We start from the raw sequence: 22,175 nt of genomic DNA, 5'->3' as shown, positions 1-22,175 counted from the left end.
CGCCGAAGTTGGTCGCACTTAGGTTGCCTTTGTCGTCTTGCCATGACTAGACTGAGTCGACTAATTACTACAAAAAAGAAGCGAATATGTTGAAAACAACTCTGATCAGTGCCGCAGTGCTTATGGCCTGTGGCAATGCCTTTGCTGATACATTGGTACTTAATGCCGATGCCGCGCTGGACGTTAACACAGGAAAACTCATCCGCCCTGCCACTGTGGTGGTCGAAGACAACACTATCGTGTCGGTATCGCGAAGCAACCGAAAAGCTTACCCGGAAGATGCCACTGTGATTGACCTTAAAGGCCATACTCTGTTGCCGGGGTTGTTTGATATGCATGTGCACCTTACCGGTGATGCACAGGTGCATGGATACAAGCGCTTGCAGCGTACTGCGCCGCGCTCGGCAATCACAGGTGTACGTAACGCCAAACGCACACTGGCAGCAGGGTTTACGTCTGTGCGTAACCTGGGTGCTGGTGGCTATGCTGATCTGGCGCTGCGTGATGCCATCTATGATGGCGACGTACCTGGACCTCGCATCTTCGCATCGGGTCCGGCGCTTGGGATAACGGGTGGCCACTGTGACAATAACCTGTTTACTCATGAACACAAGGTGGTAGCGCAAGGGGTGGCAGACGGCCCCTGGGCAGTCAGACAAAAGGTGCGCGAAAACATCAAATATGGTGTGGACGTTATTAAGTTCTGTGCAACCGGTGGTGTATTATCCAAAGGCACTAAAGTGGGTGCACAGCAATATTCGTTTGAGGAAATGCAAGCGCTGGTGGCAGAAGTGCATCTACGTGGCCTAACCGTGGCTGCTCATGCGCATGGAACAGACGGCATTAAGTCAGCTATCCGTGCCGGGGTGGATTCAGTTGAGCATGTTAGTTTTCTGGATGATGAAGCTATCAAGCTTGCCAAGCAACATGGTACTTATTTCTCAATGGATATTTACAATACCGAATATATCCTGAGTGAGGGAGAAAAAGCCGGTATTTTACCCGAAAGCCTGGATAAAGAACGAAAAGTTGGCGGCACTCAACGAGCCAGTTTTACGAAAGCCGTTAATGCCGGTGTGAACATGGTGTTTGGCTCGGACGGTGGAGTGTACCCTCATGGTCAAAACGGCAAACAATTCAGCCGTATGGTCAAGTTTGGCATGAATGAGCTTCAGGCACTTCAGGCCGCGACTATCAATTCTGCGACCTTGTTAAAGATGCAGGACAAGCTCGGTTCTCTGGAGGCGGGTAAGCTGGCTGATATCATTGCTGTACCGGGTAACCCGTTAAAAGATATTCAGGTGATGGAAACTGTGACCCTGGTGATCAAAGACGGCAAAGTGGAAGTGGATAAACGTCAGTAATTTTTATTACGCTCAATTGAAAGTGGCCTGTGAAGTTTTACCCGCAGGCCGCTTGACCTTACCCCAAATGGGCGATTTAACAGGCTAAGACGCTGTGTTGTGAGGCTGCTTTTTTGCTGTGAGCGGATACAAAGTGAGTAATGGTAGCATGAGTGCCAGCATCCACAGGTAAGCGCCAATATGCAACTGCAACAAGACCACACTTATGGAAGAGCCAATAATGGCAACGGGGTGGACGAAAAACACCACCACGATCACGGCAGTACAGAGCCCCGCAATGCGACCCACTTTTTCCGTATAAGTGACCAGACTTATCAGCCAACTGATATTTGCCAGCCAGGGTAACATCAGCAGTAGTCCGAGTCCGGGCATTTGAGGCAACATAACAAATCCAAAAAAAACCTGTGCAGGTCCCAGTAAGAGTATTTCATAGCCATCGGTGAGATGTTCTGCTGAATATTCCAAAGGAGAAATAGCAGGCAGGCACAGAGAAATAAGGTAAATAGCGATAGAAAGTTTGAGTGTTAGTTTCATAGAATCCTTTGCGATTTAAGGTGGTAAAAGACCACTTGCCCACCAGTAACTGACTATCCTATATTTAATCTAATACTATGTAAAATATACACTTTCATAGTTGTTGAATTCGCCTTGAGCAACATGGCGTCTATATCTGCTCGCTGGTTGCACCCCTTAGTTGTTTCCAATATGCTACCGCTTGTCTTTTTTACATTTTTTGAGAGAGCTTAAATGAGTGCGTTAGGCACACTGATCTACTCTAGTATGCTGGGCATGCTGCTTCTGGCGTTGCTACAGGCGGTTAATAAACCCCGGCAGAGGCAAACTACTTATCTGATAGCGTTACTCGCCTTACTGATAGTTCATGTGTGCGGTGAACTGGTGGTATATTCCGGTGCATATCGTCACGTGCCCTGGCTGGTTGGCGCACAGTTTCCTGTGCGTGTACTGTTAGGTCCGGCACTGTATTTTTACGCCTGTGCGACCATGTCTCCTAATCCTGAATTTTCGAAACGGACTTATGCATGGGCTTTATCAGGACCGATTTTGGTGATGGCGGTGATGGCTCCGTTTGTGTCCGGCCTGAGCTCCGCGGAGAAACTGGCACTGGCGGACCCGGCAACCCGAAATCCTCAGCACTACAAGCTGGCTTTATTCTCTTGCTTTGCCTCAACGCAGATCTTTGTTTTGTACACAGCGGTTTATTTTATTAGCGCTTTAAAACTTCATAGCCGTCACCGGCAGCAATTAATGGAACGTTTTTCTGACATTGAGTCGCGTTCAATCAGTTGGTTTGCCGTCATCTTATTGCTGTGGGGCTTGGTTTGGCTGTGCTATGCCACCGGTTACATTTCGGTGTTTTTAGGTTGGCGCTGGTTTGGGCAGGGGGTGATACTACCCATTTTTGAGGCTTGCGTACTACTTGCCTTCGCCTATCTGGCACTCAAACAACCGATTTTGACTCCGGCCGACAAAGGAGAGCCGAGAGCCCGGCAGCCTCGTACATCGACAGTGAGCCTGGATAGAATGCAGCGTATTGCGGCTAAACTGGAAAAAGCGATGGAGGAAGAGCAACTGTTTATGGAAGAGGATTTGTCTTTGAATAAACTTTCCAGTGCAATTGGCGTAAGCGAAAATCACATTTCAGAAACTCTGTCTCAATTAATGCAGACCAACTTCTTCCAGTTTGTAAATCGCTATCGAATATCACAGGCTGAAAAATTACTCAAAGAAACAAATATGCAGGTGTCGAGCATTCAGTTTGAAGTGGGTTTTAACTCTAAGTCGACCTTTAACACTGCGTTTAAGAAAGCCACGGGATTGACTCCTTCGTTATATCGTAAGCAACAGCATAACTGATTAGAACAGCTGAAATAAATGCCACTAAACATACTCTGGTGCTTTTGAATTGCCAGCTTTGCGCCTGACCGATTCTGTATAGGATTAACCCTGTGATAATCACGGTTGGCTCATAGAAATACCTGGGCGGTAAATCAAACGGGAAGAAAAACAGACCATGGATCAGGCGACCAAGTCCCGGAGGCAGTAGCATTACAGATGCAAGCAATATCCAGTGTGCGTGTTTGTGTGAAGAGCCCGCGCTGAAAATTGCCCGATACATAAAGAATATGAAGAGCGGGAAAAGGGCGATATCAAGGCTCAACACCAACCTGAATATAACGCTGGTGGTGATACGTTCCTGGTATACGGTGGTGTATAAAACCACCGTTGAGACAATAAAAGCCAGCAAGATAAAAGCAAGGCCGCATCCAAGTGTTCGGTGCGGTATCAAGCGCTTTTGGTAAACCAGCGTGGCCTGGCTGAGCATACCGGCCACCCAGACAAAGGACAAAGCGCCGTGCCAGTGGTGCATCGTAGTCAGTGATGAAAACTGCAGAATATAACTGGGGATAAACCCCAGCAAAATTATCAGCCCAATGACCCAAAGCCAGGTAATATAGAATGCAAAGGGTAAGTCAGGGGTCTGCGTCTGTGACGGATATTTATAATCGATTACGGCACCCATTAGTTGTTTTGCTGTGTATGGATATTTATGGTTACTTTACCATCCAATGCCTTGAGCTTGCATTGTCCACCAATGGGAACGGTGAAGATAGGCGTTGTATGACCAAAGTCGAGATTGCACACGACCGGGCAAGATGCCAGTTGCTCATAACTGCTCAGGAGCTCTGCCAGGTCGTTAAGGTCTACTTTGCTGTCGGCTTGAAAGCGGCCGACCACTAAACCGGCAATATGCTCAGCGCCCTGATGAGACAACAAAGATTGCAGGTTGCGTTCAAATTCCGTCAGGGTCAGGTCACCCAGCAGGTTATCTTCTTCGACAAATAAAACCGCTCCGGTTAAATCTGGCATGTAACGGGTACCCTGCAATAAATTGAATGAGCAAAGGTTGCCACCCAAAATGGTGCCTTCACACGTCCCTTTGTTGACAATAATGGGGCCCGGGTTGGGTATAAAAGTGCGGCTGGTTTGATCGATAAACCAAAGATCATCAGACCAAAATTCGCTGACGCCAAGCGCATAGTTTGTGTCATCCTGTAAGGCGCGCTCAAAATGTCTGAGGGTAAACTCGAGACCTTGTTGCATGCCAAAAGAGGAAAAGTGCGGGCCCAAATAGGTGATCTGGCCCGTTATGGCATAGATAGCGTTGAGCAGTACGGTGATGTCTGAGTATCCACACAGAGGCTTTGGGTTGGCCTGGATCATGTCCCAGTTTAGATGGTCGAGCGTCCTGTTCGCATTGTGACCGCCAATGGTACTTAAAATAAGCGTAATTTCTGGGTCCGCAAAGGCGTCATTCAAATCTTTTGCCTTATCGAGTATCAACTGGGCTGTGGTAACCTCTCGGTGTATGTAATTCGCGGCAAAGTCGCAATGGATACCCAGCCCAGCCAGTGTTTCAATGGCGGTGGCCGTTGTTTCTCGGGACAAGATCTCAGCAGATCTGCTGGGGGATACAATGCGTGCCCGTTTTTTATGTTCGTTCATATGTTTCCTTATACCTGATTACACTGCATGTTAGGGTGTCTGATTTGGTTGCAGAAAAAACTGTCGGATGATGGGGCCGACCAGCGCCGGTAACTCCTGATGAGCGGCATGGGTGGTGAAGGGAATATTTGCAAAGCTGACGTCTTTAATACGCGCTTTGAGTGCAACGGCCTCTTCCAGAGAAAAAAGAAAGTCGTTGTCGCCTCGCATGATCAGGGTAGGGCAATCAATTTGTGCCACCAAATCACAAGGGTAGCCAGACTCCCTGGTATCAAGCCAGAGCGTTTTTACTGCCTCAACCAGGGCAGGAAAGTTCGGGGCTGGGTTCGATGCCTGATAATAAGCGACTCCCTCAGGAAACAGCTCAGTCCACATTTCAACGGTTAGGCCGCGCAGTGTTTCAACCGCCGGATCACCTTCTTCCAGACGCCAGGATGATCCCAGTGTCAGTAGTTTTAAAACTTGAGTCGGGTTTTGCGCCGCCAGACGGTAGGCGACTATCCCGCCATCGCTGAAACCAAACAGAAAGTAGCGTGAAATATCCAGCCAATCAAGCAATGCCTGCACGTCGTTTTGATATTGTGCATAGCTCAAAAGTGCATTGCCCAGGCTTGATTTTCCCTGGCCTCGTAAGTCAATGGATATAAGTCGGAAATGAGTACCCAGATACTCAGTGAGTACATCCAGATCCCGGGTTGAGCCCAAACCTCCGTGCAGCATGACCAGAGGAAAACCGTCCGGATTACCACTTTGCTCATAGTGAATCGATATGCCATTGATATCTGCATAGGCTGACTGTTTTGTCATGATAGAGTCCTTTATGTGGGGTATTGATACTGTAGCTTGTGAACAGTTTTATGAGTGGGTTCGATCTTCCACTTCGTCAAAGGTTTCAACGGAAATTCGCTCAGCCAACAGGCGCATCTTATGCATTTGTTCGGGGTTGCTGTTATCCCAAAAGTGTACCCAATCTGCACGCGAACGCCATTTGGCTATAGTTAGCACTTTATTTGGGTCATCAGAGCTTTGTAGCATAAAGCTGCCCAGCGCACCCTGAACGGACTCATGAATTGCATCCGTTGTCGCGCGCCATGTTGCCTGAAACTCGGCGATATTTTCAGTGGGTACTTGCCACCGATAAATTACCCTAAACATAGGTATGTCTCCCTGAGTTAGCCTGCTCATACTAGCGTAATATTGACACTGAAATTGGTTATATCTTTGAGTGTTCAGACTATCATCAGGCGTATTGATGTGCTCGCATTTTTTGTAGGTGTGCCTATATCTGCTGACAGAGTGTGTCACAGGGCGCTCTAAATTTGGCTCGGAGCAGGTTACTCGGCATGCAGGGCGATACAGTTCCCTTCAGAATCTTCAAACTCTGCAACCCAGCCAATTCCGCAAATTGATGTTTTGGGATAGAGGGTTTTACCTCCCAGAGACAGCACCTTGGCCAGCGTAGCATCGATGTCGTCGGTATGAAAATACAGCCGCGGGCCCGCTTTAGATGGAATATAACTGTCTCCTGTAACCAGTGCACCGGTTATGCCGGTAGCTTGATCATTCGAAGGAAATAGCGCCATATCGTGCCCATCGATAACGGCATGTTCGAACTGAAAACCAAATACGGCGTGGTAAAACGCCATAGCACGATCCAGATCTGTGACTGGAATTTCAAAATATCCAACAGGGTTGTTTTGAGGCATTTCTTTTTCCACTTTTTAAAGGGTCAATTTAGTATGGCATGTTTATGCAAAGCTTTTATCTTTAGCGTTCTGAACACGCACTTAGCTGATCTCCTGTCTGACATGCCATTACTTCATGTATACTTGAATGCCACTCTAATTTGGCAGCGTTATTTTACTTTTTGGTGAATGCATAGCCAATATACGTCTCGATTTCACAGTGTGATACTCAGCGTAACAGCTATGTGTTTTTAACGAGTACAAACAAAATGGGTTTCACCTAAATTCCTTATCAAAGGACTTTTTTGGGTACATGATACACAAACTAATGGCAAAAGTGTCTGTTTATTCGACGAATGACGAGTTAGGTCCTGCATCCATGATCTATTACTCATGGATTAAACAGTCGATGTAGGTGAGCAACTTAGCCAACACGACCAGCTAGCCAATCCAGTCGTGTTAAAGGAGAGTCAGTTTTGTGGCGCCTGTTAGCTGCTGAGTTTATCCAACAAGGTAGCAACTGTTTTGTGGTTTCTGGTGGTGGCTCTGACCTTAAGTTTGCGCTCAAAAAAATTGGTGTGTATTTTAGTTCTGCCATACCCGTTGGGGCAATAAACGTAAACCATAGTGCCACAGAGACGGTATTGATCTGGCAAGAAGGCTTGGTCGTCCATCTGCTCAGTCAGTTTGGTATCAGGTATGTCATTGAGGAAGGTAAAATGGCTTTTACTTACATCCTGATCAGAAACAAATGTAGGCATTTCATCGTAAATGGCTTGTAGTGTATCAAAGGTAAACAGGAATAAATCGACATCCTGATAGTCGTAGGCATCACCAAGCAATTGTGTGATCGTGGCTTTGATCTCTGAACTGGTCAGCGAGGTGTCAAAGAGCAGATTACCAGATTGCAGATAATAGCTGACATTATCCATCCCCAGTTCAGCGAGTTGCGTACAGAGCGTTTTCATGTTTACTTTACGCTGGCCGCTGACGTTAATTCCACGCATCAGGCACACATATTTCATACGATTGATCCTTTTTTACTTATTGTTTTTAAATGGCATACCCCAACGCATGCTAACCCCGTGCATCCCTGGAGTAAATAGCCGCTTCCGATGCTGTGAAGTTAGTCTTAAATGTAAAGGCATAGGGAGTATCTCCCTCTTGTCGCAAGTGCATCAGACGCGCCAATGCTTCTTCTTGCGTCGGGATATGATCTTCCTCAATCCACCATAGCACATAGGTATCTTCGGCCAGGCGATGAAACCATTCGCCTTTTCTGCGCATAAAGTCACGATGGTGGGTCCGGAACATGAAGTTTTTAAGCGCATCAACCGACTCCCACACCGACATATTGACAATAATACTGGGGTCGTCAAACTTCTGAATGTGAGTAGCGTCGCCCGATTCGTCTTTTAGTCGCCAGACAAATCCCTCACTGTCTTCAGCAATACCATTGACCAGCTCTAAGTTGTCGATAAAATCTTTTATCTCGGGGGCATCCAGCGAGTATTTTGCTTTAGCTATATTTAACTGGGCCAATTTCATGTGTACGCTCCTTGAGGTTCCTGATGAGTATTTATATGACGGTTGATGTTTTTTTATTCACGACCAATGAAGGATATAAGATTGTTTTTCAGGAACACAAGGGGGCAGCTGTTGGACTATACCAATTCCCGTTTTTGTAGGCTTGTTAAGTGAGGCAATAAAGGGGAGGGGTATGCAGTTTGCGTGTCAACCCTTACGCCAGCCGTACTGGCGCACAGAGTATCGTTTGTTAACTGTCAGATGTTCTTTACTAAAAGCTTAATCCCTTGATGTTCTGTAATGGACGAAAAAGGTTTATCGCCTGCGAACTCAAACTCACTGTACTTAATAAACGCCTTCTCTTCAAAGCCCAGTTTGTTGGCAAAAATATGTTGCGAGATATTGCCTGTGGCTTCTGCCTGTGCAAACTTAGACCCCTGTGCTTTAGCTTCTTGGATACATCTTGAAATAAGGGCTGTCACCATTCCCTTTACTTTAAAGTTGGCGTCTGTGGCAACAAACTTGATGTTTAAATAGGTGCCTGTTTGTATGTCACCTTGAGTAAAGTAAGCACCGTTTAATGCACCAATTAATGCCGCTATCGGATTGGTGTGTACTTCGTTCAGACCTCTATCACCATTAACGGTTTCGGCTAAGTCAGCGGATAGTATCGCACCTATTACCCGATCTGTGTTGGTCTCTCTGGCAATAAAACCCAAGCCTTCTTCTGCACATTTTTTTGATAAAAAAAGCATGTAATCGGCGAACTCTTTGGGGTCAGCGGCGTTCAAATGTGCCAAAGGCTCTCGTTCATTGAACACATTAACAATTAAATGCGCGGCTTGTTGAACACTATTTTTGTCAATTGACTGAATAATAAAGTCTGAGGACATTACGTGATTCCTACTGAGGTGGGGTTGTAATTTTCAATGCATATATCCCCGCTTGATATAGGTCTAAAGCGAGTTGTTTTATATCAGGGGCCATTGTGATGGACTCTCGCCAATCTACAGGAATACCATTGTATCCATAAAATGCGCCGGCAATTTGACCACATATTGCTGCTGTTGTGTCGGCATCATTGCCAATATTCGCAGCAAGTAATATAGATTCCTTAAAATCATTACTATGGTAAAAGCACCAAAGAGCGGATATCAGGCTGTCGATGACATAGCCACTACCTGTCAGCATTGAGTAATCCAGCTCCTTAAAGTGAAAAGTGGTCACTGGGTCCAGTTCGCTACAGAAATGCCCGGGTATCTGTTCGAAGATGTCATTTTTACACTGAGACGTGAACGCTTTGTGGATAAGGAAGCTAAACAGCCTGCATGCATCCAGACATAGTGGGGAGCCATGCGTAGTACGAGAGCTTTCTTGTGCATATAGCATGCAAGTGCTGATATCTGAGAAGTAGTAAATCGGAATAGGTGCCAATCTCATGATTGAACCATTGCCTGACGAATATTTGTCTGTGGCGCCACTGAACGGGATGTTAGTGATCTGGTACTGTCGCAAGGCACGGGATACTGTCATACCAATGTCAAAACACGTGCCAGTGCTGCTCATGTAACCATGGTTATGCCATTTGCAGTAGCGCTCCATTTGATCTTTTGCATCAAATCCTTGTTTTTCCAGCAGGCTGTGGGCGAGACACAGTGCCATTGACGTATCGTCAGTCCATTGCCCTTTATTGAGGTTAAAGGGGCCACCGCCAATCATATCTGTTAATGGTTTAAATGTTCCCTTGGTTGCAAATTCCAATGTAGTCCCTACAGCATCGCCGCACGCTAGACCAACTAGTGAGCCAATGACTCTATCTTGTAAGTTATCTCTTTGTCCCTGCATCAAATTTACTTCCAACCAACGCGAATCCCCTAATCTATATAGGGATTAAATCCACATATACCTAGGCCTTAGCCTCGTCTATTTGATGCTGTTGTAAAATAACCTTGTAGCAAAGTCTTATGTAATGAGTGGCAAGCCTTGCGCCAACATAGCGATAAAAAGTGGCGGACGTAGGTCACTACCTTCACTGGTAGGTGTACTGTAATTAAAACAAAATCCCGGCTCGGTGGCCGGGATGAAAGTACTGCTGGTTATTTGGTTTTGGGTATCACTTTATAGATCCCGCTGCCATCTATCCCCAGGTAAAGATCACCGTTGGGGTGAGTCGCTATGCTACGCACACGGCCGGCGCCTTCGAAGAGCTTACTGTGGCCAACCACTTTGTTGCCGTCAAGTTCAACCAGTACCAGGTGGGCGAATTTCATTGAACCGACAACCAGATGGCCTTGCCATTGTGGGTATTTGTCGCTGGTAATAAATTCCATACCGGATGGTGCGATAGAAGGAACCCATACCCAGTCAGGTTGTTGCATGCCATCTCGGGTGGTTTCGTCGGTGATCTTTGTTCCGTTATAGTTGATTCCGTAGGTGATCACAGGCCAGCCGTAGTTCAGGCCCGGCTTGATGATATTGATCTCATCGCCGCCCCGAGGGCCATGCTCATGGGTCCAGATCTCGCCCGTTTTGGGGTGCATAGCCATACCCTGCGGGTTGCGGTGGCCATAGGAATACACACTTTTACGCGCATCCTTTTGTTTTGCAAATGGGTTTGAATCGGGTATTGTGCCATCGGGATTGATGCGATGAATTTTACCTGCATCATGATCTAAGCGCTGCGGGTGCACGTCCCGGTTGCCCCTGTCTCCAATCGAAAAGTACAGGTAGCCATCTTTGTCGAACTCAATGCGAGAGCCGAAATGAAAAGAAGGCTTGGTATTTGGAAAACCATCAAATATTAACTGCTTATCAACCAGCTTCATATCTTTGAGGCGTGCACGCATGATAGATGTATTGCTGCCTTTTTCTTCGCCTTCAAAGCCGGAATAAGAAAAATAGATCCAACCGTTTTCGCTATAGTCAGGGTCTATCTCGATATCCAGCAGGCCACCCTGGCGCTCAGCATGTACCTCTGGCACACCTTCGATCGGTTTGTCGACCAGCTTACCCTCTTTGATCAGGCGAAGTTGCCCCGATCTGTCGGTGACCAGCAGCTCTTTGTCGTTTAGCCACACCATTCCCCAGGGGATCTGAATACCCCTCGCAACCAGTTCCAGTTGATAGTTATCAGCGCTCTTTGCAACTGGGATAGTTTGAGGCTCAACCGCCTGGATGCTCTGGGCAGAGATAAAAAATAAGCTTAATGCAATGTTGTTTAATGTTTTCTTCATGCTTGCTCAACTTAAGTCGACAGAAAGAGGTTCACAGATTAGCGCGTTTTGGTCAAAAATGTCACCGGGTGCGGTAAGCGGCAGGTTGCCAGCGGTCAGAGCGGGTGAAAATTGTTCGAACAATTCTTCTGGGCTAAAAATGGCTCAGAATTGCCAATAAACCGTTTACTGGTAACTATTCACTAACTTTAATGAGGGCGGTATCTCACGGGGTATATATAAGTAATTGATAATTAGCTTTATTCTTCTTGGTTCTCTTGATGTTTTAGGTAAGAAGATAAAACAGCATAACTGCATTTTCACTACAGAATTTACAAACTGAAACCTCCATTGCACAGTGTTTTACATCCCTTACATTCGGGCGAAATTCTTTAATTTGAACGTGTCAGCGTTGTCATATAGGCTTGCGCGAATTTTTTAGCTTTACCCCGGAATGTGTCTCTATGTCATTTAATTCCCGACGCACTATTTTGTTTTCGAGTGCCCTGATCATTGGCTCTGCCTCCGTTGATACGAACGCGACAGAGTTAGATACGCTGAAGCGTGAACTTGTTAATTTGCAGCAAAAAGTGGTACAGCTTGAAGCACAACAAGAAGCGGACAATAAACCTGCTGAGCAGGGTGTAAAGGTAGGCGGTGCTATTCGCTTTAATTATGGTATGAACTCCTACGATCAGGACAGTGAGCGTCGTGGTGGTGACATCGACTTTGACCTGGCTCGTATTAATTTATCAGGTAAGGTTGCTGATATCGGTATCAATGCGGAAGTGCGATTTCATGACTACATGCGGGTTGTGAAGTTTGCTTACCTGGACTACGACCTCACACCGCAGTGGCAGGCTCAGCTCGGCCTGGTTCCCGTACCATTTGGTAATACGCCGGTTGCATCACACAGCTACTTTATGACACCCAATTATTTCGTTGGTCTGGAAGAGGACTATGATTTAGGTCTGGTGTTCAAACGTACTATGCAGGATAACTGGCAACTGGATCTGGCCTTTTTCAAAAACGACGATCACGGTGGCATAGATGGTGCGGCGGAGGATCGCAAAGACCGGTATTCGGTGGATATCGTAGGTCTGCGCACTGCGGATGAGGGCGTTTACGATACGCCGGAACAAAAGCTGGCTGAGTATAACACTCTGGCAGGGCGATTTGCCTATCAGCTGGATCATGCTTTTGGTACTACCCAGATCGGATTCTCAGTACTGCATGGCGGTCTGGACAATGGCATCTCCCGGGCCGGCAATTATCACGCTTGGGCTATGCATGCGTCTAATCGATATCACCAGTGGTATGTTCATTTTCAACACACCGAGTATGATTATCAGGTCGATGAATTTACCCAGATTGCGGTTGCTGCAAATGCGATGTACGACACCATAGCGGCAAAGGCTTCGTCGACGACCATGGGCGTGTCTTATGATTGGCAGGTTGAGTTTGGACCGCTAACTGAGCTGACCGTTTATAATGACTTTGGCTTGATGCATGGCAAATCTGATGACAGCGCAAACACCTGGATGAACATCACCGGTATGGCTGTGGCGGCAGGCCCTGTATTTGCCTATGTCGATTTGGTACATGCCAAAAATCAACCTTTTGTTGGTGGCACGCTTGTAGGTGACAGTGAGGGTTTTGAGCGCCGTTTTAACATCAATGTAGGCTATTACTTCTAATCCCGAACACTACAGAACCTCTGAGTATTCAGCTCAGAGGTTGTGCCGTGCAGACTGAATTACAGCTTGCAGTAATCCCCAGAGCAAGCCTGTTTTGAGCACTGCTGCGAGCAGTCCACCAGCGATGTAATCACACATAACACGCCTGCAGAAATAGACGCAGGTTGCTGACCGCCAGCAACCTGAGGTGTGGCGTGCTTTGCCAATCCAGCGTGTTTATCCGATAAACGTTTTAGTTGGGTCTTTTTAACCTTTAGTTTCATGATTATTCCTTGTTGATATGGGTATGTAATCGTCTCGGGCAGCGTCTTTTTTTGGGTTGATTGGGTGCGCCGCCCACTGTATTTAATCACTCAATGCCATTTGAAGTGAACCTGTGTTGCGTGCGAAGACGTAAAGCAGGTTGGTTTATGTGGCGCCGTATGGAGCACGGCGCCTGAAGTTGATTAGTTATTTAACCCAAATGGATCGTCGATTGAATGCGCAGGTTGGGTAAACCACTTTGGTCCGTTCGGCGTCATATAAAAATGATCTTCCAGTCGGATGCCAAATTCACCCGGAAGGACCAGCATAGGTTCATTAGAAAAGCACATACCGGCCGCCAGCGGCTGCGGATTGTCTTTTACCAGATACGGCCATTCATGAATGTCCAGACCAATACCATGACCGGTTCGGTGTGGACAGCCAGGTAACTGATAATCCGGTCCCAGTCCTTGTGCTGCGAGGTAGCTGCGTGCGGCAAAATCGACATCGCCACAAGGAGTGCCAATTTGCGCGGCCTCGAATGCGGCGAGCTGGGCATTTTTTTCGTGTTGCCACATGGTGCGTTGATGCGCTGTTGGTTCACCGAATACATAGGTCCGGGTAATATCACTCAGATAGCCATGGAGCTTACAGCCAGTATCTATTAATACAACATCGCCCTGTTTTAGCGTCTGTGGGTCTTTTACACCATGCGGAAAAGAGGTGGCTGTGCCAAATAACACAATGCAAAAATAACTGCCGGTTGCCCCCACTTTACGGTGCGCTTCATTGATAAAGGCTTCCACCTCCGTGGTGGTGATCCCTTCATGAAGTATCGAGGCTGCTGCTTTGTGCACTGCGAGCGTCATGTCCATGGCCCGCTGGATAAGGGCCAGCTCTGAGTCAGACTTATGCATGCGACAGTGGGCTGTGACGCACTTGGCGTTGATCAGGTTGAGCGCCGGTCCGGCCTGACGAATGCCATCGGCGATAAAAAAAGCGGCGCTTTCATCAATGCCCAGCGTCGCATCAGGTGCAATGCCCTGATCAGTCAGCACCTTGGTCAACAGGCTGTAGGGGGGCTGCTCTTCCTGCCAGGTATGCATAGGGCCTTCTATCACCTGGTAGTCCTTGATCGAACCGACTTCAAAAAACGGTACGATAAATTGTACCTCGCCTTGTGCTGGCAAAATAGCGCCGACCATACGTTCGCTCGGATACCACTGTAACCCCGTAAAATACTTTAAGTTAGTGCCAGCATTCAGATAAACAGCAGCTATATTGTGCTGGCGCATATAGGCTTGCGCTGTTTCTATGCGGTGTAAATACTCTTCGGGTTTAATTGCAACCACATCCTGTGTCATATCTGTCAATGCAGCCAGTGCCGCTTCACGATTCTGGTAACCTATGCCTTTCATAGTGATTCCTGTTTGTTATTCGTTATTGAAAACGCGCAATACTGTAGGGGCCAATATCCAGCGTTGTTGGTTGATTTGCAATGCACTGTGCGATGAGCTCACTGGTGATTGCGGCCTGAGTCAGGCCCAGATGCTGATGTCCCAGTGCAAAGTAAATGCTCGGATGATGCGGAGCTTGTCCTATCACCGGCAAAGAGTCGGGTAATGAGGGCCGCGGTCCCATCCAGTGTTCGCCCTGTTGCAAAGTGTCGTTGTCCTTGAGTATGGCCCGGGCATGGGTCAGTAACATCTCTGCACGCTCATAATTAGGGCGGGTGTTCAGGCCTGCAAACTCCACGGTTCCTGCCAGACGCAGACCATGTTGCATGGGGGTCATGATAAACTGGCGCTCGGCAGAAGCCACCGGGCGGCTCAGGCCACAGGCGACCGATAGCATAGTGTGGTAACCACGCTCTGCTTCGATTGGGAGTTTATAGCCAAGCTGAGCACACAGAGTTTTGCTCCATGCCCCGGTGGCCAATACAAGCCGATCAAAAGTGCGGCAACCTTGTGTCAGTGTGGTTAGCTTTACCTGAGCCAGATCAGGGCTGCTTGAACACTCACCCTGGGGGGTGATTGCACATACTTCGGACTTAACGAAGGTTCCTCCCAGTGCTGTAAACTGCTCAAATAAAGCCTGACTTAGCTGATAAGGGTCGGAGGTATGGCCCACTTCGGTAAAATACAGCGCGTAGTGAATACGGCGACTCAGGCCTGGCTCCAGCGCAAAGAGTTGCGTGCGGTCCAGCAACTCAACGGCAACCCCTTGTTGCTGGTATTTATGCTGTATGGCGCGGATCTCTTTGATTCTGTCATGTTCAAAGGTCAGCAGGCTGCCACGCAGGCTGATGTTGCTCTCAAAGTCCTCCTGCAAAAGTTGTCTGAACGCCGGTAAGGCTGCTTCGTTTAGTGCCCGCAAAGCCCGGGTATGGCGTTTAAACCGGCCCGGCAGCATATTCAGGCAAAAGCGGCTCAGCCAGGGAAGTGCTTTAATAAAGTATTTGTGATCAATGCGCAGGGGACTGAGCTTATCGAGCAGCATCATGGGTAAGCGAGGCAGCAGGGCCTTGTCAGCCAACGGAAAGACTTGCTCGGTTGCGAAGTGACCGGCATTACCCCGCGAACATTGCTCACCAATACCTGCCGGGTCATACAGTGTGACACTGTGTCCCTGACGGGCGAGTTGTAAGGCATTACACAAGCCAATTACACCAGCTCCCACAACTGCAATTTGAAGTGAATGTGTCATTGTTATTCTCGTTTGTCAGATTGCATGTTATCAACCAGATGCCACTGTAAAGCTAACCAAAAAATAAACCGTATAATTTTCATTGATTTACTAATTTGTGTGCCGCAATTTTTGACGTTCTGGCAATTTTCTTAAATTTGGATATTGATTATTGTATACAATATACCTATGATGGCAAGCACAAACTAAGCAGAGGACTTATCATGAAAGTAGATTGGCAGGGTGTCTATCCCGCAGTAACGACCCAGTTTAATGACGACGAAAGCATCAACTTTGACACCACCAAAGCGATGATCAACACCCTGATTGAAGAAGGGGTGCACGGTATTATTGTATTAGGCACAGTGGGTGAAAACTGCTCGCTACGTGCTGAGGAAAAACGCGATGTATTGCGTGCAGCAAAAGAAGTGGTTGCAGGACGAGTACCCGTTATTTCGGGTGTGGCCGAAACGACCACAGCACTGGCTGTTGAGTTTGTGCGCGACGCTGAAGAAATCGGTGTTGACGGTTACATGGTACTGCCTGGCATGGTTTATCGTTCTACAGAGCGAGAGGCCATCCACCATTATCAGCAGGTTGCACGCAACACCACCTTGCCTGTCATGATATACAACAACCCGGTGACTTATGGCGTGGATGTCTCAATTGAAGGCATGAAAATCCTTGCTGAAGAAGCCAATATCGTGTCTGTGAAGGAAGCAACAGAAGACACTCGCCGGATCAGCGAATTGTTCTCGGCCTTTGGTGATCGCTATGTGGTGTTCGGCGGGGTAGATGATATCGCACTGGAAAGTTTAATGCTGGGTGCAACCGGGTGGATCTCTGGCCTGACAAACGTATTTCCCCGTGAATCCGTTGCTATCTACAAGCTGGCTCAGCAGGGCCGTTACGAAGAAGCGCGTGAGCTGTGGCGCTGGTTCTTGCCTTTGCTACGTCTGGACACTATCCCAACTTTGGTACAGTGCATCAAATATGCAGAGCAACTGGCTGGACGCGGCAGTGAAGTGACTCGCTCTCCGCGTTTACCGCTGACCGAAGATGAGAAAGCCTATGTTCGTCGTTTGTATGATGAGGCACTGACTAACCGGATTGATTTAAGCAAGTTTAATCTGGATTAAGCCTATGAATAAGGGAACATTTTTCTGCATTGACGGGCACACCTGTGGCAACCCGGTACGGCTGGTAACCAGTGGACATCCACAGCTCCAAGGCGCGACCATGAGTGATAAACGCCAGCACTTTTTGGCCGAATATGACTGGATCCGTCGTGCACTGATGTTTGAGCCCAGAGGGCACGACATGATGTCGGGGTCATTCTTGTATCCACCTACCACAGCAGACGGTGACGTAGCTATTTTGTTCATCGAAACCTCTGGCTGTTTGCCCATGTGCGGGCACGGCACCATAGGTACCGTGACATTTGCGCTGCAGCAGGGGCTGGTAACACCAAAAGAGCCAGGGCGTCTGAGGTTAGATACCCCTGCCGGGCGGGTCGACGCTTATTATTCGATGCGCGATGGCAAGGTGGAATGGGTCAAGCTGTTTAATGTTCCCGCATTTTTGGCACACAGGAATGAGGTGGTCTCAGTTCCCGGAATAGGGGAGCTGCAGATCGACATTGCCTATGGGGGGAATTTTTACATAATTGTTGAACCTCAGGGCAATTTTAAAGGCACGCATGCGACGAGCGCCGCTGAGCTGCTGGCGATGAGCCCTAAAGTCCGTGATGCCGTCAATGCGCAGATTGCCTGTGTACATCCACTCGATCCGACGGTATGCGGTGCCTCTCATGTGTTGTGGACAGGGGACCCCAAACAGCCTGATTCCAGTGCCGCCAACGCGGTGTTTTATGGTGACAAAGCGATAGATCGCTCTCCGTGTGGCACAGGTACCAGTGCGCGTATGGCTCAGCTGTTTGCAAAAGGCGCACTGCAAAGTGGCGAGGACTTTATTCACGAAAGCTACATTGGCAGCCAGTTTATTGGTCGCATCGAGGGCACCACAGAAATTGCCGGTCACAGTGCCATTTTGCCCAGCATTCAGGGCTGGGCCCGTGTGACAGGGCATAACTGTATTACCGTGGATGACGACGACCCATATGCATTCGGGTTTCAGGTGCTTTAACCGTGAACAGGCTGATATCAGCCTGCTCACATCATTTGTCTTAAGGAGACAGCCATGACTTTGACAGGACAGAGTTTTATTGCCGGGCAATGGCGCGGTAATGCAGACAATGGGCAGTTTTTTGCGTTTTGCCCGCAAACCAATGAAAGACATCATCAGGCGTTTTTTAATGCCGATCATGCACAGCTGAACGACGCAATTTCTAAAGCGCAAACCGCATTTAAAACCTATCGCCGAATTGCGTATGCGCAGCGTGCAGCCTTTTTACGTAAAATTGGCGAAGAGATCCTTGTGCTGGGCGATGAGCTGATTGAAACCACTATGCTGGAAACCGGGCTACCCAGAGCCAGGCTGGAAGGCGAGCGCATGCGCACGATAACTCAACTCAACGCATTTGCTGCAGCGCTTGAACAGGATTTGGCACCACTGGCTCTGACACGTCAGGACCCCGCAGATCCAGACCGAGCCCCCTTACCTAAACCTGCTACTGAATTGCGTTATTTGCCTGTCGGCGTGGTGGCGGTTTTTGGTGCATCTAATTTTCCTTACGCTTTTTCGACGTTAGGTGGTGATACGGCAGCTGCACTGGCCGCGGGTTGTCCTGTGATTGTGAAAAGCCACACCGCACATCCGGGTACCAGTGAGTTAATGACGCGTGCCATTGAGCGTGCCATTCGTGATTGCCAAATGCCAGATGGCGTGTTTTCGATGATCCAGGGCGCAGACTACGCACTCTCCCATCAACTGGTTGGTGCTGCGGCGGTTAAAGCGGTTGGATTTACCGGATCGCTGAATGTAGCCAAAGCTTTGCTTGAGACCATCCATCAGCGAGAAGAAGTGATCCCCCTGTATGGTGAATTGGGCAGCGTTAATCCGCAGCTTATTTTGCCTGAGTATGCACAAACGCAGGGCACAACACTGGCCACAGCATTGGTGCAATCTTTGCTGATGGGCAATGGTCAGTTCTGCACCAGTCCGGGCCTGTGGCTGGTTCCTCATGGACAAGCTCAGTTTGAAGCGACGGCCGCAAGGGCAATTGAAGCCGCACCATCGGATACTTTGTTAACGCCCAGAATTTTGGGTAGTTTTGATAAAGCTATGGGTGAATTGAAGCGCAATCCTCGTGTCAGCACACTGGCTTGTGCTCAGCAGAGCCAGCCTTTTCATGCCAACGCCCATTTGTTTGCCTGTGAGGCGGAAGATTTCATCAAAGATGCCAGCTTGCACGAAGAAGTGTTTGGTCCCAGTGCCCTGATCGTTCGATATCGTGATGAAGCACAGCTGTTGCGTGTTGTAGAGCAACTGGAAGGTCAGTTAACAGCCAGTGTGCATGCCACTAAGGCGGAAGCCGCGGTGCAGGAAACGCTTTTGGATGAATTGAGCTACAAAGTAGGCCGCCTCATCTTTGGCCAGATGCCAACTGGTGTTGAGGTGTGCGGGTCGATGAATCATGGCGGACCGTATCCGTCATCGACGGATGTCCGTTCGACTTCTGTTGGGATACAAGCGATGACGCGGTTCTTACGACCATTGTGTGTACAGAGTTAGGCAATCACAGAAGATAGAACGTCTGTAACCCCCGTGGAGTGCGGTTGCATTAGCTTGTTCCTTAGCTTGTGCAACCGCCTATTTGATCATGATATCATCTCATAGAGCGCGAACTATGCGCCTCACAGCGTGCAATTTATGGCAATGCACGTATAATGTATCCCAATGATAATAATTAATTAACCCTATGGCGATTGTACATAAAACCCGAACTCAACTGGTTGCGGAAGCGATCCGAGAAAAAATCCTCTGTGGCGAAATTAAAGCCGGAGAACCTTTACGTCAGGCTGCACTGGCCGATGAACTGAATGTCAGCCGGATCCCTGTCAGAGAAGCGCTGCTGCAGTTAGAAGCGGAGGGTTTGGTAAACTTTGAAGCACACAAAGGGGCTACCGTGACCCGATTGAGCGCTGAGCAAATTGATGAGATTTTTGATTTGCGCGCGATTTTGGAAGCGGAGTTACTGAGCCATTCAATTGAAAATCTAACCAAACGAGACCTGCTTGAAGCTGAAGCGATTTTGGCCGATCTGGAAGAAGCGACCGATGCTGGTGATACGCAGTTGGCAACGGGTAAACTCAATGCCGAATTTCACCGCAAACTGTATAGCCGAGCTGAGCGCCCTCAGACTCGTGAGCTGGTCGACGTGTACAGTAAAAATTCAGAACGGTATGTTCGTATGCATATACTGCTTGCTGGTGGTTTGAAAACGGCGCCGGAAGAGCATCGCACCTTACTTAAGTTGTGCCACGAAAAAGACAAAGCCGGTGCCTGTGAGTTTCTGAAAAAGCATATTATAGGTGCCAAAGACGACATTAAAGCCCTGCTGCTGCGCCTTGAACAGGAAGCGAAGTAAGTCCACAGACATTTAACCCTGCACGTAGCGGGTAAGCAAAAGATGCATTCTAGCCAGAGCACAATGCACGCTGGCTAGCCTTCATATTAAAGTCAGAATAAGATCCCTTGTTCATTAAGAAACACCTTGGCGGCATCAGTATGAGGCGCAAAGCGTTTCCAGCGCCCGATTGCCCGGCGGTTGAGCGGCTCTCGTACTTGTACTTTACTGGCCGTCGATACCGGCGCATCGTTAAGGTGAAAGTGCATACAGCTGTCTTGCCAGGGGAGCTCGCAATAAGCCAAAAGCTTTGAGATTTCTTGCTCAGGATTATCTATCAGCGATTCGTACTGCATCATATAAAACTGCTCGCCATGGAGTTGTTTCCAGTGCTGCATTAAATGATAAAAGTGGGCATAGAATCGCGCCGTATCCATGAGATCCAATGAGTAGGCGTAATAGGGGTTATTGATGGTAAAAAGCTGGCGGAAATTACCAATACAGGTGTCCATAGGGTCACGCATCAGACAGACTATTTTGGCATTAGGCAGTGCCCGGCGGATCAAGTCAACATAGAAAAAATTAAAGGGTAACTTGTCAACAAAATGGGCGTGACTACCCGTGACTACCCGGGTCGCATCCAGATAAGTTTGTCCAAGTTGCTGCGCACAGCATTTATAGGCCTGTTCCAGGGTAGTGGGATCCAGTACGGTCTGGCTGGTGGTTTGAGCCAGACGTTTCACACTGATCCCAAAATCTTGCAGCTCACCGGCTGACATCACCTCACTGTGACTGGACAAGATCCGCTCAACCAGAGTGGTGCCGGAGCGCGGCATACCCAGTACAAAGATGGGCTCACGGCTTGAGTGGTCGGCGTGCTGATCATAGGGCTCAGCCTGACTGAGACTCTGAATGCGCTCAAAGAGTGCTTCATTGCCTTTGTGGTCAAATGGGCGTGCCGCATGCAATGCTGCTTTGCCCTGCTGTAGTGCATGATAGGCGTCATTAAATTTGCCAAGATCCTGATACTCTTTGGCCAGAGCATGACCCAGGTGCAATCGGGATTCAGGGGAGCTTGCCCGCTCAAAGGCTCCCTGTAAACGCCCAATATGATGTGCATCAGGGGTCGCTTTTTTTAGATCTGACAACGCAAAATGGGCTCTGTGGTGATCAACGTCCAGTGCGAGTGCCTGCTCAAAGGCTTGTTCAGCCTCATTAAACAGTCCGACAAATTTCGCACTGACGCCAAAGTTGTAATAATACTGGGGATTATTCTGGGTCAGTTGCAGAGCCTGGCGGAAAAAGGCCAGTGCGTTTTCATGCAACCCCACATGGCTGAGCGCCACGCCAAAGGTGTCGGCATCGAGTGCTCGGGTGAGTGAGCCCGGGTTTGTCTGCTCTGCGGTTTTGCGGGCCAGCGACAGCTCTCCCTGCAAGGCATAACATTTAGTTAATTGCGCACGGTACTCATCGCTGCTGTGCAACCCCAGGGCTTTTTCAAACAGCCTGACTGCCTTTTTTAACTGCCCGACCTGAAGGTTGATCACACCAAGCAGAAAGTAGCCGTCGGCATAGTCGGGCGCATCGCGCAACAGGTGTACAAGGTGCTGATGGGCCGTTTCCAGCTGGCCCTGATTCAGAGCTGCCACGGCGCTTTTATGTCGTTGCTGGATTGATATCATCCTGATTGGTCACTTTTAATAACATAA

At 48.4% G+C, this 22,175-nt stretch carries 22 protein-coding genes; 7 read left to right on the top strand and 15 right to left on the bottom strand.

Going from position 1 to position 22,175, the window contains the following annotated elements; translation table 11 throughout:
* The first annotated feature begins 86 nt into the window (after nt 1-86).
* Entirely contained in the window at nt 87-1,364 is a 1,278-nt protein-coding gene (locus CWB99_RS20120; protein ID WP_138552643.1) for a metal-dependent hydrolase family protein, read from the top strand.
* A gap of 84 nt (nt 1,365-1,448) precedes the next feature.
* Here the strand turns inward: CWB99_RS20120 and CWB99_RS20115 are convergent, their stop codons facing one another.
* Nucleotides 1,449-1,898, bottom strand: coding sequence for a hypothetical protein (locus CWB99_RS20115; RefSeq protein ID WP_138552644.1), 450 nt, complete (start codon nt 1,896-1,898; stop codon nt 1,449-1,451).
* Between the two features lie 213 nt (nt 1,899-2,111).
* On the opposite strand from CWB99_RS20115, the gene CWB99_RS20110 reads away from it, so the two are divergent.
* The gene (locus tag CWB99_RS20110; RefSeq protein WP_138552645.1) at nt 2,112-3,239 is read left to right on the top strand and encodes a helix-turn-helix domain-containing protein; all 1,128 of its coding nucleotides are present in this window, start codon (nt 2,112-2,114) and stop codon (nt 3,237-3,239) included.
* Here CWB99_RS20110 and CWB99_RS20105 read toward each other — a convergent pair.
* The 10 genes from CWB99_RS20105 to CWB99_RS20060 form a co-directional block, all read right to left on the bottom strand.
* Nucleotides 3,184-3,906, bottom strand: coding sequence for a hypothetical protein (locus CWB99_RS20105; protein WP_138552646.1), 723 nt, complete (start codon nt 3,904-3,906; stop codon nt 3,184-3,186). The two genes, CWB99_RS20110 and CWB99_RS20105, sit on opposite strands and share 56 nt — an antisense overlap.
* A complete protein-coding gene (locus CWB99_RS20100) occupies nt 3,906-4,889 on the bottom strand; it encodes a S66 family peptidase (RefSeq protein ID WP_138552647.1) in 984 nt (327 codons plus the stop codon). The genes CWB99_RS20105 and CWB99_RS20100 overlap by 1 nt, the downstream gene beginning before the upstream one ends.
* 30 nt (nt 4,890-4,919) lie before the next feature.
* Nucleotides 4,920-5,696 (bottom strand): alpha/beta fold hydrolase, encoded by a 777-nt coding sequence (locus tag CWB99_RS20095; RefSeq protein WP_138552648.1) that lies wholly within the window; start codon nt 5,694-5,696, stop codon nt 4,920-4,922.
* A 48-nt stretch (nt 5,697-5,744) separates the two neighbouring features.
* A complete protein-coding gene (locus CWB99_RS20090) occupies nt 5,745-6,044 on the bottom strand; it encodes an antibiotic biosynthesis monooxygenase family protein (RefSeq protein WP_138552649.1) in 300 nt (99 codons plus the stop codon).
* A 179-nt stretch (nt 6,045-6,223) separates the two neighbouring features.
* Nucleotides 6,224-6,595: a VOC family protein gene (locus CWB99_RS20085; RefSeq protein WP_138552650.1), complete on the bottom strand. Its 372-nt coding sequence runs from the start codon at nt 6,593-6,595 to the stop codon at nt 6,224-6,226.
* A gap of 467 nt (nt 6,596-7,062) precedes the next feature.
* A complete protein-coding gene (locus CWB99_RS20080) occupies nt 7,063-7,599 on the bottom strand; it encodes a DUF1697 domain-containing protein (RefSeq protein WP_138552651.1) in 537 nt (178 codons plus the stop codon).
* Nucleotides 7,600-7,651: 52 nt separating this feature from the next.
* Nucleotides 7,652-8,122 carry a DUF3291 domain-containing protein gene (locus CWB99_RS20075; RefSeq protein ID WP_138552652.1) on the bottom strand — a complete coding sequence of 157 codons (471 nt, stop codon included), beginning with the start codon at nt 8,120-8,122 and terminating at the stop codon, nt 7,652-7,654.
* 236 nt (nt 8,123-8,358) lie between these two features.
* The gene (locus CWB99_RS20070) at nt 8,359-8,892 is read right to left on the bottom strand and encodes a GNAT family N-acetyltransferase (protein WP_138552653.1); all 534 of its coding nucleotides are present in this window, start codon (nt 8,890-8,892) and stop codon (nt 8,359-8,361) included.
* A 112-nt stretch (nt 8,893-9,004) separates the two neighbouring features.
* Nucleotides 9,005-9,862: an ADP-ribosylglycohydrolase family protein gene (locus CWB99_RS20065; protein WP_249332011.1), complete on the bottom strand. Its 858-nt coding sequence runs from the start codon at nt 9,860-9,862 to the stop codon at nt 9,005-9,007.
* Nucleotides 9,863-10,197: 335 nt separating this feature from the next.
* Nucleotides 10,198-11,334, bottom strand: a complete 1,137-nt coding sequence (locus CWB99_RS20060; protein WP_138552655.1) for a PQQ-dependent sugar dehydrogenase — start codon at nt 11,332-11,334, stop codon at nt 10,198-10,200.
* Nucleotides 11,335-11,777: 443 nt separating this feature from the next.
* On the opposite strand from CWB99_RS20060, the gene CWB99_RS20055 reads away from it, so the two are divergent.
* Complete coding sequence (locus tag CWB99_RS20055) at nt 11,778-13,010, top strand: carbohydrate porin (protein ID WP_138552656.1); 1,233 nt, start codon at nt 11,778-11,780, stop codon at nt 13,008-13,010.
* A gap of 59 nt (nt 13,011-13,069) precedes the next feature.
* Here CWB99_RS20055 and CWB99_RS20050 read toward each other — a convergent pair whose 3' ends face one another.
* The 3 genes from CWB99_RS20050 to CWB99_RS20040 form a co-directional block, all read right to left on the bottom strand.
* Nucleotides 13,070-13,273 (bottom strand): hypothetical protein, encoded by a 204-nt coding sequence (locus tag CWB99_RS20050; protein ID WP_138552657.1) that lies wholly within the window; start codon nt 13,271-13,273, stop codon nt 13,070-13,072.
* A 183-nt stretch (nt 13,274-13,456) separates the two neighbouring features.
* Nucleotides 13,457-14,671 (bottom strand): M24 family metallopeptidase, encoded by a 1,215-nt coding sequence (locus tag CWB99_RS20045; protein ID WP_138552658.1) that lies wholly within the window; start codon nt 14,669-14,671, stop codon nt 13,457-13,459.
* Nucleotides 14,672-14,693: 22 nt separating this feature from the next.
* Entirely contained in the window at nt 14,694-15,959 is a 1,266-nt protein-coding gene (locus CWB99_RS20040) for an NAD(P)/FAD-dependent oxidoreductase (RefSeq protein ID WP_138552659.1), read from the bottom strand.
* Between the two features lie 203 nt (nt 15,960-16,162).
* On the opposite strand from CWB99_RS20040, the gene CWB99_RS20035 reads away from it, so the two are divergent.
* The 4 genes from CWB99_RS20035 (at nt 16,163) to CWB99_RS20020 (ending at nt 20,487) form a co-directional block, all read left to right on the top strand.
* A complete protein-coding gene (locus CWB99_RS20035; RefSeq protein ID WP_138552660.1) occupies nt 16,163-17,077 on the top strand; it encodes a dihydrodipicolinate synthase family protein in 915 nt (304 codons plus the stop codon).
* Nucleotides 17,078-17,081: 4 nt separating this feature from the next.
* Nucleotides 17,082-18,083 carry a 4-hydroxyproline epimerase gene (locus CWB99_RS20030; protein WP_138552661.1) on the top strand — a complete coding sequence of 334 codons (1,002 nt, stop codon included), beginning with the start codon at nt 17,082-17,084 and terminating at the stop codon, nt 18,081-18,083.
* 54 nt (nt 18,084-18,137) lie between these two features.
* Nucleotides 18,138-19,631 (top strand): aldehyde dehydrogenase (NADP(+)), encoded by a 1,494-nt coding sequence (locus CWB99_RS20025; protein WP_138552662.1) that lies wholly within the window; start codon nt 18,138-18,140, stop codon nt 19,629-19,631.
* Nucleotides 19,632-19,818: 187 nt separating this feature from the next.
* Complete coding sequence (locus CWB99_RS20020) at nt 19,819-20,487, top strand: GntR family transcriptional regulator (RefSeq protein WP_138552663.1); 669 nt, start codon at nt 19,819-19,821, stop codon at nt 20,485-20,487.
* Nucleotides 20,488-20,579: 92 nt separating this feature from the next.
* Here CWB99_RS20020 and CWB99_RS20015 read toward each other — a convergent pair whose 3' ends face one another.
* The gene (locus CWB99_RS20015; protein WP_138552664.1) at nt 20,580-22,148 is read right to left on the bottom strand and encodes a tetratricopeptide repeat-containing sulfotransferase family protein; all 1,569 of its coding nucleotides are present in this window, start codon (nt 22,146-22,148) and stop codon (nt 20,580-20,582) included.
* Between the last annotated feature and the right edge of the window lie 27 nt (nt 22,149-22,175).

The organism is Pseudoalteromonas rubra (assembly GCF_005887095.1).
Lineage (GTDB): Bacteria > Pseudomonadota > Gammaproteobacteria > Enterobacterales > Alteromonadaceae > Pseudoalteromonas > Pseudoalteromonas rubra_E.
The sequence above is the reverse complement of the archived record's forward strand: the minus strand, read 5'-3'. Positions and strand labels throughout refer to the sequence as shown.